The organism is Streptomyces sp. NPDC017448, assembly GCF_044330565.1.
GTDB lineage: Bacteria > Actinomycetota > Actinomycetes > Streptomycetales > Streptomycetaceae > Streptomyces.
In genome coordinates, this window is the sequence record NZ_JBIRLM010000020.1 from 128,671 (window position 1) to 142,036 (window position 13,366).

Sequence of the window (13,366 nt, forward strand, 5' to 3'; positions counted from 1 at the left end):
CCGGCCCGCCACGTACCGCCTCCGCCCCCGGCCGCGCACGCCGGGGGCGGAGGCGTGCGCGGCCCCGGCGGGCACGCGCCCGGCCGACCTGCCATGAGGCGCTCGCCGCGGCCGGAGCCCCCGGGGCGCCGCGTCCGTCAGTAGGGTGATCCCGCTACCGGTGCGCGCCGCGGGGAAACCCGGCGGGGGCGCGCCGGGAGAGCGGTGGCCGGGGCGGACGGGGGCGCGATGACACGGGCACGTACGGCCGAGGAGGCGGCGGACCGCATCCTGCGGCAGGCCGAGCGGGCGGACGCCGACCCCGCCGTCCTGGAATGGTTCGCCGGGCCGGAGGCCGCGCGGGCGGCCGACGCGGTGCGCGGCGGCATCGTCCTTCCGGACGGGAGCACCTGGGGCCCGGGCGTTCTGGCGCTCGGTTACGCCGACCTCTTCCGCTACGCCGTGCGCGGTGCGGCCGACCGCACCGCCCTGGCCACGGCCCTGCTCGGGTTCTCCGCGATCCGCGGACAGGACCCCGACCGGGTGCCGTTCGGGCTGCGCCCGGCCCTTGCCCTGATGGCGGGCGAACCGGACGGCGCCGCGACCGGGGCCGCCGTGGCGTACGACGCCGGCGTCGGGATGATGACGGTGTTCCAGCAGAGCCGCGATCCCGGCGTCCTGCACAGCGCGCAGGCCCTGTTGCGGCACGCCGCCGACGCCTCCGGCCCCGGCAGCCTTGAGCAGGGCGTCTGCCTGTCGGACCTCGGGCTCGCCCTCTTCCACGGATACCAGGACGGCGCCGGGCGGCAGGCGCTCGCCGACGCCGTCGCCGCCGGGCGCGCCGCCGTGGCCTGCGCCCCCGGCGACCGGGACGAACAGGCGCGCAGACACAGCAACTTCGGCCATACCCTGCGCAACCTGGCCGACGCGACCGGGGAGTTGGAAACGCTCGGCGAGGCCGTCCTCGCGCTGCGGAAGGCGGTGGAACTCTCCACGGAGAACAGCCCGCACCGCTCCCACCACCGCGCCACCCTGGGTTCCGCGCTCTGCCTCGCCGCCGACCGCCTGGACGACCCCGGGCTGCGCTCCGAGGGCATCGCCTTGCTGCGTACGGCCCTCACGGGGGCGGGCGCCGTCGTGGCCGGCCCCGCCGCGCTCCTCTCCGATCTGGGGGTCGCCCTCTTCACGGAAGCCGCGGCGGGCGAGGGGCGCACCGCGCTCGTCGAGGAGGGCGTCACCGTCTGCCGGCGGGCCGCGGACACCGCCCCGAACGCCTTCGAGCGCTCCGCGTACCTCGCCAACCTCGCGCTGCTGCTGACCGGATCCGCCGGCCACGCCGGCCGCCCCGATCTCCTCGACGAGGCGTGCGCGGCGGGCCGCGAGGCCCTCGACGCCGCTCCGCCCGGGCACCCGGTGCGCGCCCAGGCCCACTTCGCGCTCTCCCAGGCGCTGGACGCCCGGCACACGGCCGGGAACTCCCCGGACGACCTGAACGAGGCCATCGCCCACGCCCGTCGAGGGACGCGGTCCGGGCCCGCCGACGACGTGGCACGCCGGGTCCTGCTCGCCACCCTCCTCGCGGAGTTGCTGGACAAGCGTGCCACCTGGAACGCCAGAAACCTCCGGGGTGCGGCGGACCCCGGTGCGTCCGACGCCCCGACCGCCCTGCTCCGGGAGCTCGCCGCGGAGGTTCCCGCCCACTCCGCCGAGCGCGCCCGGGTCCTGCGGGCGCTCGGCCGCTGCCTGCTGCTCACCGGCGACCCGGAGGACGCCGACGAGGCCGTCGACTGCTTCCGCACGTGCCTGACCCTGCCCCCGCCCAGCCGGGACTTCGCGGCCGGCGCGCGCTTCGACCTCGGGGCGGCGCTGGTGCGGCGCGCCGGGGCGGGCGGGGAGGGGTGGCGCACGGGCGCGGAGGAGATGCGCCGGGGGCTGGGCCGGCTCCGGGCCGGGAGCCCGGAGTACTGGGACCGCCACGCCGAGTACGCCGAAACCCTCGTGAAGCGGGCGGAGGAGACGGGCGACCCCGGTCTGCACGAGGAAGCGGTGGACCTCCTCCGCGAGGAGGTGCGGCGGGCGCCGCTCTCCCGCGCCGAGGGCGCCGTACGCCGCTCGAACATCGGTTTCGGCCTGATGAGCATCGTCACGCACTCCGGCCGGGTCGGGCTGCTGACCGAGGCGGTGGCCGCCCACCGGGAGGCCGTCGCCCGGTCCGAGCCGGGGGACCACTTCGGCGTCCACCTCCTCCTGGGGCTCGGTGAGGCCCTGCTGGCGCGCGCCGAGTTCTGTTCGGACGCGGAAGCGCTGGAGGAGGGCGTCGCGGTGCTGCGCCGGGCCGTGGCCTCGTCGGACGCCTCCACCTACAGCGGCGCCGACTGCCGTACGGCGCTCGGCGACGCGCTGCGCAACCTCGCCCGTCTCACCTCCGACCCCGCACCGCTGGAGGAGTCCGTGCGCCACCACCGGGAGGCGGTCGCCATGGCGTCGGGCCCGCCCCCGCCCGTGGCCCTGCTCGGCCTCGCCAACAGCCTGGGGGCGCTCTACCGCCACCGGCGCGAGGCGTGGCTGGCCGACGAGGCGGAGCGCCACTACCGGGCCGCCCTGGCCTCGCCGCGGCCGATGGCGTACGGCCTGCGGGGCGTCCTCCTCACCGGCCTCGGCTTCATCGGGTGGAACCGGGCCGTCGGGAGCGGGGACGAGACGCTCAGGGACCAGGCCGTCGCCACGCTGCGCGAGGCCGTGGCCCAGGCCCCCCGGACGCGGGTCGGGATGGCGCTCACCAACCTGGGCGGCGCCCTCATGGACCGCGGCCTGGTCTCCGGCAACCGGGTCTGGCTGGCCGAGGCCGTGACGGTGCTGCGCCGCGCGCTGGACGACAGCCCGCCGGCGGCGGTGGAGCGGACCCTGCACCTGAACAACCTGGCCGAAGCGCTGCGCTGCTGGTACGAGACCGTGGGCGACCCCGCCGCCGCCGACGAGGCGGTCGTGCTGCTGCGGGAGGCGATGGCCGTGGCAGGGGGCGACCGGTGGGGAGCCGAGATGGCCGCCGTCAACCTGGGCTCCCTGCTGATCAACAGGGCCCGGGCGGACGGGGATCCGCACCTCGCCGACGAGGCCCGGCGGGTCCTCGAAGAGGTGGTGGCCGGGTTCGGGGCGCACCACCCCTCGCGCCCCCTCGCCCTGCAGAAGCTCACCACCGCGTGGACGACCGTCGCCCATCTGGCGCGGGAGCGCGGCGGGACGGCGGCACGGCAGGCCCTGCGCGGCGCGGAGGCCGCCGCCGGGGAAGCCCTCGCGGAAACCTCCACCGGACACGCCCTGCACGGTGTCTCGCAGATGCTGCTGGCCGCGGTGCGACTGGACCGGGCGGCGCTGGGGGAACGGGTCGATCTGGCCGAGGCGGCCCGCCTCGCCCGCGACTGCGCGCGGAGGCCGGACGTCCAGGTCGGCGTACGGATCCGGGCCGCCCGCGCCTGGGGGCTGGCCGCGGCGAAGGGGGGCGACCGCGCCGAGGGGTTGGAGGGGTACGCGTACGCCCTCGGCCTGTTGCCCCGCCTCGCGCCGCGCAGCCTCGCCCGCGCGGACCAGGAGGCGCGGCTGCTGGTCAGTGACGGCCTGGCGAGCGACGCCGCCGCACTGGCGATCGAGGCGGGGGCTCCGGGGCACGCGCTCGCCCTCCTCGAACAGGGGCGCGGGGTGCTGCTGGCCCAGGGGCTGGAGAACCGGGCCGACGGATCGCGGCTGCACGCCCTCGCCCCCCGCCTCGCGGCCGAGTTCGAGCGGTTGCGCGACCGGTGGAGCGAACCGCCGGAGCGCTCCCCCGTCCTGGGCGCGGGACCCGGCGGCCCGGCCCCGTTCGACGGAGCCCGCGAGGCGGCGGTGGTGGCCGAGGACCGGCTCGCGCTGGCCCGGCGCTGGGAACGGCTCCTGGACGAGATCCGGGCGCTACCGGGCCTCGACGGCTTTCTGCGCCCGCCCTCCGTGCCGGAGCTGGTCGCTTCCGCGGAGGGCGGGCCGGTCGTGGTCGTCAACGTCCGCGGCTTTCGCTGCGACGCCCTCGTCGTGACCGCCGGAGCCGGGATCGACGTGGTCCCCCTGCCCGGCCTCACCCTGCGGGACGCCGAAGCGCGGGCGGCGGAGTTCGTCGAGGGGATCGACACGGCCTACGGGGAGAGCGGCGTCGAGGAGGCCGTCGCCATGATGCGCCGGCTCTCGCGGACGCTGGGCTGGCTCTGGGACACCGTGGCCGCGCCCGTCCTCGGCCACCTCGGCCTGGATTCCGTACCGGGCGACGGCGAGCCCTGGCCGCGCCTGTGGTGGTGCCCCACCGGGCAGCTGTCCTTCCTTCCGCTGCACGCCGCGGGCCGGGGCGGCGCGGACTCCGGCGAGTGGGTCCTCGACCGTGCCGTCTCCTCGTACACCCCGACCGTGCGCGCCCTGGCACGCGCCCGCGACCGCCTCGCGTCCGACGAGCGGGACGGCCGTGCCTCCGCCGTCCGCGAGGGCCCCGCCTCCGGCCTCCGCGGGCGCCCCGCCCCGCTGGTGGTGGCCCTGGAGGAGACGCCGGGGGCCGCGCCGCTGCCGGGGGTCGCGCGGGAGGCGGCGCTGCTGGGGGAGCTGTTCCCCGGCGGGAGGCTGCTGGCCGGGCCCGAGGCCACGGTGGAGGCGGTCGGCCGGGCGCTGGAGGCCCACGCGTGGGTCCACTTCAGCTGCCACGGCGTCAGCGAGCCGCTCGACCCGTCGCGGAGCGGACTGGTCCTGTACGACGGGCGGTTGACCGTATCCGACGCCGCGGCCCAGCGGCCGGGGTCGCCGGAGCTCGCCGTGCTGTCCGCCTGCTCGGCCGCCCGGGGCGGGATCAGGCTGCCCGACGAGGCGGTCCAGCTGGCCTCCTCCTTCCAACTGGCCGGGTACCCCCATGTGATCGGCACCTTGTGGCCCGTCGCGGACAAGCTGGCGACGCGGCTGACGGAGGAGTTCTACACCGCGCTCGCGGCCGATCTCGACCGGGGTCGCCCCATCGATCCGGCCACGGCGCTGCACCACCCGGTCAGGGCGCTGCGCGACCGTTACGCGCAGGCCCCGCACCTGTGGGCGGCGCACATCCACACGGGTCCGTGAGGGGGAGCGCCGGCGGACAGCCGCCCGGGGCGCGACGGCCCTTCAGGGCGGTACGCCGGGGGGCGGTACGCGATGGGGGGCGGTACGCCGGGGGGGGGCGGCACGCCGTGAGGAGCGGCGCGGGAAAAGGCGCGCCCCGCTCAGGGCCCGTCCGGCTCGGCGGGCCCCCGGGCGGTCGGCGCCGCGTCCCCGATCGCCGTGCCCGAGGGCCCGTGCGGTCCCTCGTCCGGCTCGGCGATCTCGTCGGTGGGACGGTAGGTCTTGCGGGAGGAGAACTCCGCCACGAGAGCGGCCAGTTCGGCGCCGCCTCCCGCCCCGTGCTCCCCGTCGCCACCCGTCCCGGCCGTCTTCGTCATCGGTCACTCACTCCCTCCGGCCGCTGCCGCGGACGGCGGCAGCAGCACCTCCAGAACGTCCACATCGCCCGCCTTCACGTACACGCCCGCCGTACCGGGCACCCTGCCGAGGAACGCCCCGTCGGGCCCCATCCGGTACTGGGCCTGCAGATAGAGGTCGCCCGGCTGCGGGTAGGCCGAGACGGCCGACCGGGAGCCGAGCCAACCGCCCACCCACAGGCCGCTCTTGAGCCGCACCCGGACGAAGCAGGACCCCCGGTCCCGGAAGAGGGCGTCCCAGGCGGTCGGCGTGGGCTCGTACCGCGCCCGTGCGCGCCTCCGCCACCACACCGCCTCCGCCCACGCCAGCGCGGACGGCGCGGCGACGATCAGCAGCAGCGCGGCGAACCCCGCCTGGCGCGGCTGGCGCAGCACCCCGGCGAGCGGCCCGTCCCCTCCCCCGGCCAGCAGCCGCACCAGCCAGGGTCCGGCGGCCACCGCGTAGACGATGTCGAGCAGGGCGCCCGCGGCGATGGCGCGCACCAGCCGGTTCTGCGGTTCCTGCTCGCTGGCGAGGGAGCCGCGCAGCCGCTCCCGCACCGCCTGGTAGAAGAATCCGGGCAGCACGAGGACCAGCAGAATGGTCAACTGCCCCACTGTTCCCGGAACCATCGTGGTGCCGCTCCCCCGTGCTCGTCGCCTCGGCCGCGTCGCCGCCGCCCCAGGATGACGTACGGTCCCCCGACTGCCCAGCCCCTCTCAGCTCCGCACCGCGCCGCCCCTCAGCCCCACACCGCGCCCAGTGCCATGAACCCGCAGATCAGGACCGCCAGGATCGCCAGCAGCGGCCAGACGAACCGCAGGTACCCGTCGTAGCCGACCTTCGCGAGCGCCACCCCGCCGATGGTGACCGCCGTCGTCGGCGCCCAGAGGTTCATCCAGCCGCTGGCCGCCTGCCACGCCGTGACGGTCATCGCGCGGGAGACGCCCGCGAAGTCGGCGAGCGGGGCCAGGATCGGCATCGCGAGCGTGGCATGGCCGGAGGTGGAGGGGATGAGGAAGGCGAGCGGGAGGTTGACGAGGAAGACGAAGACCGCGAAGAGCGCCGACGGGGCGCCCGAGACCACGCCCTCGATGGAGTGCAGCACGGTGTCGGTGATCTGCGAGTTGTTCATGATGACGGTGACGCCGCGCGCGAGGACGATGACCAGGGCCGGGGAGATGAAGTCCGCCGCGCCCCGGACGAGCGTCGCGCTGATCTCCTGTTCGCCGAACCGGGCGACGACGCCGACCAGGACCGCCGCGACCAGGAACAGGGCGGCCAATTGGGGGAAGGACCAGCCGAGTTCGAAGCCGTACGGGGTGGCGTCCGCGTCGCCCGTGAGCGCGCTGGACCAGGGGACCACGGAGAAGATCATGAAGCCGAAGACCAGCGCGACCAGGACGAGGACGGCCCGGTGGAGCCCGGTCAGCTCCGGGGGCTCCACCGCCTGTGCCGCGTCGTGCTCGCGGTCGCCGGGCAGGAAGCCGGAGAGCGAGCGCCCGGGATTCTCGCGGACCCGGTTCGCGTACCGGACGACGTAGGCGATCGTCACCGCCGTCAGCACCACCCACATGACCGCGCGCAGCACGATGCCGTCGCCCAGCGAGATGTCGGCGGCGGAGGACGCGACCCCGGTGGCGAAGGGGTTCACCGTGGAGCAGAGGACCCCGATGCCCGCCCCGAGGATGATCGTGCCGGTCGCCACCATGCGGTCGTAGCCGAGCGCCAGCATCAGCGGGATGATCAGGCCGTAGAAGCCGAGCGTCTCCTCCGCGAACCCCTCGACGGTGCCGAGGAGGGAGAAGACCAGCATCACGCCGGCGATGAGCAGGGCGCCCCGGTCGCGCAGCCGGTGCGCGAGGCGGCCGATCCCCCGGTCCAGGGCCCCGGTGGCGAACACCGCGGTGATGAACGCGCCGATGGCGAGGACGAAGAGGAACACGCCCGCGCTGCCGTACAGTTCCCCGGCCAGGTCCGGGCCGACCTTTCCCGTCTCCGCGTCCTGGACGCCGTACAGCCCGTTGACCGGGGAGAGGAAGAGGTCGTTCAGCCGGTCGACGAAGCTCTGCCCGGAGTCGACCCGGTGGTACGTGCCCTGGATTGGGGCTCCCTCCCCGTCGCGGTCGTAGGCGCCGGACGGGATCAGGAAGGCCAGCGCCCAGACGGCGAGGGTGACGATCGCCAGGACCGTGAGGGCGCTGGGGAAGGCGAACCCCCGGCCGGCCGGGGGCTCCTCCTCCGGGGCGGGCCTCGTCCCGGCCGCGCCGCTCATGCCGGACCCGGGGCGTGCCGGTCGCCGGTGGGGGCGGTGGACGGGATTCCGGTCGGGGGCGGGGACTCCGGACGGGTGACCCGACAGCGCGGCGGCTCCTCCGGGGACCGCCCGGGACGACGGCGCGGACCGGGCCCTTCCGGGGCGGGCGCGGCGGGCGGCGGCTGTGCCGCACGGGGCCGGGCCGTCCGCCCCCGGGCGCCGGGCGGCAGCACCGGCCGGGCCCACGGCGCGGCGGCCCGCCCGCTCGGGTCGTCTCCCAGGTCCATGGTCCTGCCCCTTCGGTCCGACGCTCCTCGGGTACCAAGGGATCACAGGGCGCGGGCCGCCGCACGCCTGGGCGACCGCGGGAGCGCCACGGCCGGACACACCCGGGGCCGTGACCGTGCCCGTGGCTGAGGCCGTGAACGGGCCCGTGGCTGAGGCCGCGATCGTGCCCGTGGCGTGTCAGCCCGGCAGGACGACCGTCCGCTGGGCCGAGAAGTCGCCCCAGGTGCCGTCCGGGAGCTTGGCCCTGAGCTTCACCGAGTAGCGGGTGCCGGCCGGGTCGGCGAGGTCGAGCCGGTAGGTGGCACGTCCCTCGGGCGGCGTCCCGCCCCAGACGATGGTGGTGGTCAGCCTGCCGTTCAGATACAGCTGGTAGGCGGGGATGGCTCCGCCCGTCTCGGGCTGGTCCCAGGACAGGTCCAGGGTGAAGCGGGAGCCCTCCTCGGCCACCTCGGTCCGCAGACCGGTGGGCGCGGTGCTGGCGGGGGCGCCGGGGGCGGACTCGGTGGTGAGGTCGAGCGCGTTGCTGTCGGCCGAGGACTTGTCGGAGGCGTCACGGGCCCGGACGGTGAAGGTGTAGACGGTCCCCGGGCGCAACCCCGTGAGCTCGGCCCCGGTCTCGGAGGCGGGCACGCTGTGGATCCGGGAGTCCTCCTGGTAGATGTCGTACGAGGTGACGCCGACGTCGTCCTTGGCCGCGCCCCAGGTGAGGGTGGCGGTCCGGCTCCCCTCCGCCCGGCCCGTCAGCTTCGTCGGGGCGGTGGGCGGCTCGTCGTCCTGGGGCGGGGTGGCGCGGGTGGTGACGGGGACGACCTTGCTGGACTCGGAGAGATTCCCGGCCGTGTCCTTGGCCCGCACGCTGAAGGTGTAGTCCGTCAAGGCGGTCAGGCCGCCCACGTCGATCATGGTCTTCGTCGCCGGGACGCTCTTGACCTTGGTCTTTCCCCGGTAGACCTCGTAGCCGCCGACCTTCTCGTTGTCGGAGGCGGCCTTCCACATCACGTGCACCGACGTGGAGCTGCTGGCCTGGGCGGTCACGCCCCGGGGGGCGCCGGGCGGCTGCGTGTCGGCTTCGGCAGAGCCGCCGCAGGCGGAGAGGAGGGGGGTGAGCAAGAGGGCGGAGCAGGCCAACGCGGCAGATATGTGGGGGCGTTGCACGGTGGTGCCTTCCATCCGGACAGCAATGGTCCAGACCTGTATGTCATGGCACGGGGGTCACCGACAAGAGGACGGCGGGAACCATCCGCTGCGCGGGGGTGCGCGCACCCCCGGAGGCGGGGCGGGAAGCTGTGGGGTGCGGGCCGATGAGTTCTCGGTGGCGACCGGGTCTCCCCTTGTATGGACACTCGTGACAACGCCGTACCGGGCGCCGCCGCCCTTCCCGATCTGGAGCCGGCCGCCCGGCGCGTCGTCGGACTGCTCGACGCGGTCGACGACCGCCTGCTGGACGGTCCGACCCCCTGCCCGGACTACACCGTACGGGAGCTGCTGGGCCACCTCGCCGGGTTGGCCACCGCTTTCCGCGACGCCGCCCGGAAGGACCTCGGGGCGAGTACCGCCGTCTCCCCGGACGCCGCCCCTCCCGTCCTCGACGACGGCTGGCGCGAGGTGCTGCCCCGGCGACTGGAGGAGGTGGCGGCGGCCTGGCGCTCCCCCGAAGCCTGGACGGGCATGACGCGGGCGGGCGGGGTGGAGCTGCCCGGTGAGGTGGCCGGGGTCGTCGCGCTGAACGAACTCCTCGTCCACGGCTGGGACCTGGCCCGCTCGACGCGGCGGCCCTACGCGGCGGGCGAGGCCGAACTGCACGCTTGCGAGGCGCTGTTCACCCCGCCGGAGAGGGGGCCCGAGGATACCGCGGGCCCGGACGGCTCCGAGGGCGACGGCGTCTTCGGGCCGCCGGTCGCGGTGGAGGACGACGCCCCGTTGCTGGACCGGGTGATCGCCCTCAGCGGCCGGCGCCCGGACTGGCGGCCGGGCCGCTGAGCGACGAGCCGGGCAGCCGAGCGAAGACCTGTACGAGGCCGGGAGGGCGGTGCCGGGGCTTCGCCTCGCGCTCCCCGGCCGCTTCCGCGGTGCCCCGGCCCCGGCCGGCCGGCTCCCGCCCTCCCGCCCTCCGGCCAGACGGTTGGGCGGAGGCCGGGGAGGCTGGCGGCCGTCCGACCCGGGGGTCGGATCACGCTCCCCTGACCGCCGCGCGCACCCGGGCGCGCAGCCGCTCGTCCGCCCTCTCGACCGTGCCGTCGATGCCCGTGCGGACCACTCTGCCGTCGCGCTCTCCCAAGGCCGTGAACCGGGCCAGCTGTGCGCCGGTCAGCGCTCCGACGCCGAGTTCCACCAGGGCCTCCACCGCCTCGGCGGGCGCCGTGCCCGCCTCCGCCGCGTCCAGCAGGAGGTCCGCCGCGCGTCCGGCCCCCAGCACACCGGGGGCGACGGCGTGCAGCGCGACGGCCACCGGCGCCCGCAGCCGCGGATCGGCCAGCAGCGGCCGGAGCACGGGGACGAGGCCCCGGGCGGCGGGTCCGATGCCGGCGGCGGCCTCGGCGGCGCGGACGAGTGTCCGGTGCAACCACTGCGGTTCGCCGGCGCCCAGCACTCCCGCCAGGACGGATACCGCCTCCGCCGCGTCGCCGGTGATGCGGTGCAGGGCGACGGCCGTCGCGATGTCGGCCTCCATGTGCGGGATCTTCCGCTCGGCGCCGGGGGCGGTGAGCGCGGCGCGCAGGGCGGGGACGAGCGGCGCGGCGGCGGGTCCGACGGTGGCGGCGACCGCCGCCGCGGTCCGTATTCCGTCCCGGACCCCCCCGCCGCCCGCCGCCAGGACTTCGGCGAGCACCGGCAGCAACGGACCGTGGTCTCCGGTCAGTTCGTGCAGGGCGCGGGCCGCCTCGAACCGGGCCCCCGGGGAACCGGTCTCCGCCCGGCGCGCCAGCCTGTCCGCCGCCTCCGCGCGGTGCTCCGGCGTGCAGACGGCGACCAGCGCCTTCGGGATCAGCTCGGGGTGCGTCTCCAGCGCGGCGAGGAGCTCGGGTACGGCGGCGGACGCGTCCGGGCCCCAGGCCGTGAGCAGCGCCAGGAGCAGGTACGGGGCACTGCCGTCCGGCTCGCCCGCGGTGAGCCGCCGCCGGACCGCATCCAGCAGTTCCGGGTCGTAGGGCAGGACGGGGAGGGTGCCGACGGGGCCGCCGCACGCCGCCCGGAACGCTCGGGGCCGCCGCTCCGGATCCCGGGCCAGCAGGGGAGCGGCGCGCTCGGGAGCGACGGCGACCAGGGCTTCGAGCGCGCGGTCCGCCGTGGAGTCGTCCCCGTTCGCGCGGGCCGCGAGGAAGTCGGCGGCCGGCCCGCCGGAGGGGCCGAGCCGGCCGAGCACCGGGAGGAGGCCGGTCGCGTCGTCCGCACCGTCCCGCTCGGCGGCCGCGACCAACGCGGGGGCCAACCGTGCGGGAACGCTCCGGGACAGTTCGCACGCCGCGGTCGCCGCCCAGGCCGCCTCGGTGCGGGCCTCCGGGTCGTCGTGGCGCAGGGCGGCTTCGAGCAGCGCGCCCACCGCGTCCCGGTCGGCCTCGGTGTTCCGTTCCAGCAGGGTGAGAGTGAGGTGGTGGAGCGGTTCGTTGCGGAAGTGGTCGTACCGGCCGGAGACGTGGGGGTCCAGCGGGAGCAGGTCCAGGACCGCCGCGTGGTGGTCCGAGGTCCAGGGCAGCCCGGCGTCGACGCAGGCCAGAACGGCGGCGGTCCGCAGCTCGGGCGGGCTGTCCCCGCCGATCGCCCCGGCCGCCAGGGGCCCGTTGCCCTCGGGGTCCAGCTCCACCAGGGCCGTGATCAGTTCGGCGCGGACGAGGGGCTCCGTCTCGACCTCCAGCCGGTCGCGCAGGGCCGGTACGGCGACGGCCGCGCCGGCCGCTCCCGTCCGTCCGGCGGCCCAGGCGGCCGCCTGGCGGACGGCGGGGTCCTCGTGCGCCGCCGAGGCGGTCAGCAGCGGCAGTTCGGCGACGACGGCCCGGCGGCAGGCCACCTCGTCGCTTTCCCGGTCCGCGCCACCGCTCCCGGCGTCTCCCGCCTCCTGGTGCGGGGCCGTGCCGGGCCGGGGAGCGGCCCGGTCCGCGAGGCCGGACGCCGGCAGCGGGTCCGCGCCGCCCTCCGCGATGCCGCCGATCAGGAGGAGCACATCCGCCGCGCGGATACCCGCGGCGGCTGTCCGGGCCAGGAAGGGCACCGCCTTCGCGGACGCCCCGTACACCGAGCCCTGGTGCAGGATGCTGCTGTACAGCTCGCTCTGCGCCTCGCTCGCCGCCGCGTCGTCGTCCCCGGCGAGGGCGCGCAGCCGGCCGGGGACGTCCTCGGCACTGCCGTAGGCGTGGGTGTACGACGCCCAGGGCTCGGCGTCCAGATCGGCGTGGAACAGGGCGTGGTCGAAGATCATGGCGTCGATCATGGCAGCCGCCGCCGACATCGCCTCGCGAAGCGGTGCGGGCCGGTGGGCGGACGCCGTCAGCTGGTGAAGAACTCCGTGATGTGCGCGGCCACCTGGTCCGCCCGGGTCTCGTGCATCCGGTGGCCGCCCGGGACGGTGATCAGCCGGCAGTCCGGGATCAGGGAGGCCACGTCGGCCTGGCGGTGCTGCTCCATCGCGCTCTCCGGCCCCCCGGTGATGAGCATCGTCGGGGACACGATGTCGCCGAGGCCCTCGTCCGCGTCCGGGCCGGGGTCGGCGAGCTGGTCGCGTACGGCGGGCACCGCGTTCTCGTCGTAGTCCACGGGGCCCTCCGCCCGTCCTGCCGGCCCCGGGTCGCCGGGGAACGGGGGCGGGGTCTCCAGCAGCACCAGCCGCTCCACCCGGTCGGAGTGCTCCTGGGCGACCAGCCGGGCGACGACGCCGCCCATGCCGTGGCCGACGAGGCCGACCCGGTCCAGCTCCAGTTCGTCGAGGAAGCCGACGACGTCCTCGGCCATCAGCTCCAGGCCGTAGTCGTCGGGCCAGTCGCTCTCCCCGTGGCCGCGCAGGTCCAGGGCGTGGACCCGCCATTCCCGGCCCAGCAGGGTTCCGGCCGCCTCCCAGTCGGCGGCCGAACCGCCGAGGCCGTGCAGCAGCACGACGGGCGAACCGAACGCATCGCCCCAGGACCGGTACGCGAGGCGCACATCGCCGACATCCACGACAGACTGATCTTCCATGCCCCCGACGCTACAGGCGACGGGAGCCGGCCCGCTCCCGGGGCCCGGCGGGGGAGGGAGCGCGCCGTGCGGGCCCCGGGGGGCCCCCCCCGGGGGGCCCACCCGCCCGCGGGGCCCCCCGCCGCCGCGGGCGATGTGCCCCCCCACCCCGCGGGGGGCCGGGCCCCCCACGCCGCGCGG

8 protein-coding genes are annotated in these 13,366 nt (G+C 76.7%); 2 read left to right on the top strand and 6 right to left on the bottom strand.

The features are described 5' to 3' along the window. Positions 1–228: 228 nt before the first annotated feature. The gene (locus tag ACH4K1_RS27240) at positions 229–5,100 is read left to right on the top strand and encodes a CHAT domain-containing protein (protein ID WP_398092215.1); all 4,872 of its coding nucleotides are present in this window, start codon (positions 229–231) and stop codon (positions 5,098–5,100) included. Between the two features lie 140 nt (positions 5,101–5,240). Here the strand turns inward: ACH4K1_RS27240 and ACH4K1_RS27245 are convergent, their stop codons facing one another. The 4 genes from ACH4K1_RS27245 to ACH4K1_RS27260 form a co-directional block, all read right to left on the bottom strand. Further along, on the bottom strand, positions 5,241–5,456 hold the full coding sequence (locus ACH4K1_RS27245; protein ID WP_398092216.1) for a hypothetical protein: 216 nt from the start codon (positions 5,454–5,456) through the stop codon (positions 5,241–5,243). 3 nt (positions 5,457–5,459) lie between these two features. Further along, positions 5,460–6,092 carry a DUF6338 family protein gene (locus ACH4K1_RS27250; RefSeq protein WP_398092224.1) on the bottom strand — a complete coding sequence of 211 codons (633 nt, stop codon included), beginning with the start codon at positions 6,090–6,092 and terminating at the stop codon, positions 5,460–5,462. A gap of 125 nt (positions 6,093–6,217) precedes the next feature. After that, on the bottom strand, positions 6,218–7,750 hold the full coding sequence (locus ACH4K1_RS27255) for a YfcC family protein (protein WP_398092217.1): 1,533 nt from the start codon (positions 7,748–7,750) through the stop codon (positions 6,218–6,220). Positions 7,751–8,197: 447 nt separating this feature from the next. Then, the gene (locus ACH4K1_RS27260) at positions 8,198–9,190 is read right to left on the bottom strand and encodes a fibronectin type III domain-containing protein (protein WP_398092218.1); all 993 of its coding nucleotides are present in this window, start codon (positions 9,188–9,190) and stop codon (positions 8,198–8,200) included. A 165-nt stretch (positions 9,191–9,355) separates the two neighbouring features. Between ACH4K1_RS27260 and ACH4K1_RS27265 the strand changes: the two genes are divergently transcribed. Continuing rightward, positions 9,356–10,000, top strand: coding sequence for a TIGR03086 family metal-binding protein (locus ACH4K1_RS27265; protein ID WP_398092219.1), 645 nt, complete (start codon positions 9,356–9,358; stop codon positions 9,998–10,000). Positions 10,001–10,190: 190 nt separating this feature from the next. Here ACH4K1_RS27265 and ACH4K1_RS27270 read toward each other — a convergent pair whose 3' ends face one another. Beyond that, entirely contained in the window at positions 10,191–12,434 is a 2,244-nt protein-coding gene (locus tag ACH4K1_RS27270; protein ID WP_398092220.1) for a HEAT repeat domain-containing protein, read from the bottom strand. Positions 12,435–12,502: 68 nt separating this feature from the next. Beyond that, positions 12,503–13,186, bottom strand: coding sequence for an alpha/beta fold hydrolase (locus ACH4K1_RS27275; RefSeq protein WP_398092221.1), 684 nt, complete (start codon positions 13,184–13,186; stop codon positions 12,503–12,505). Between the last annotated feature and the right edge of the window lie 180 nt (positions 13,187–13,366).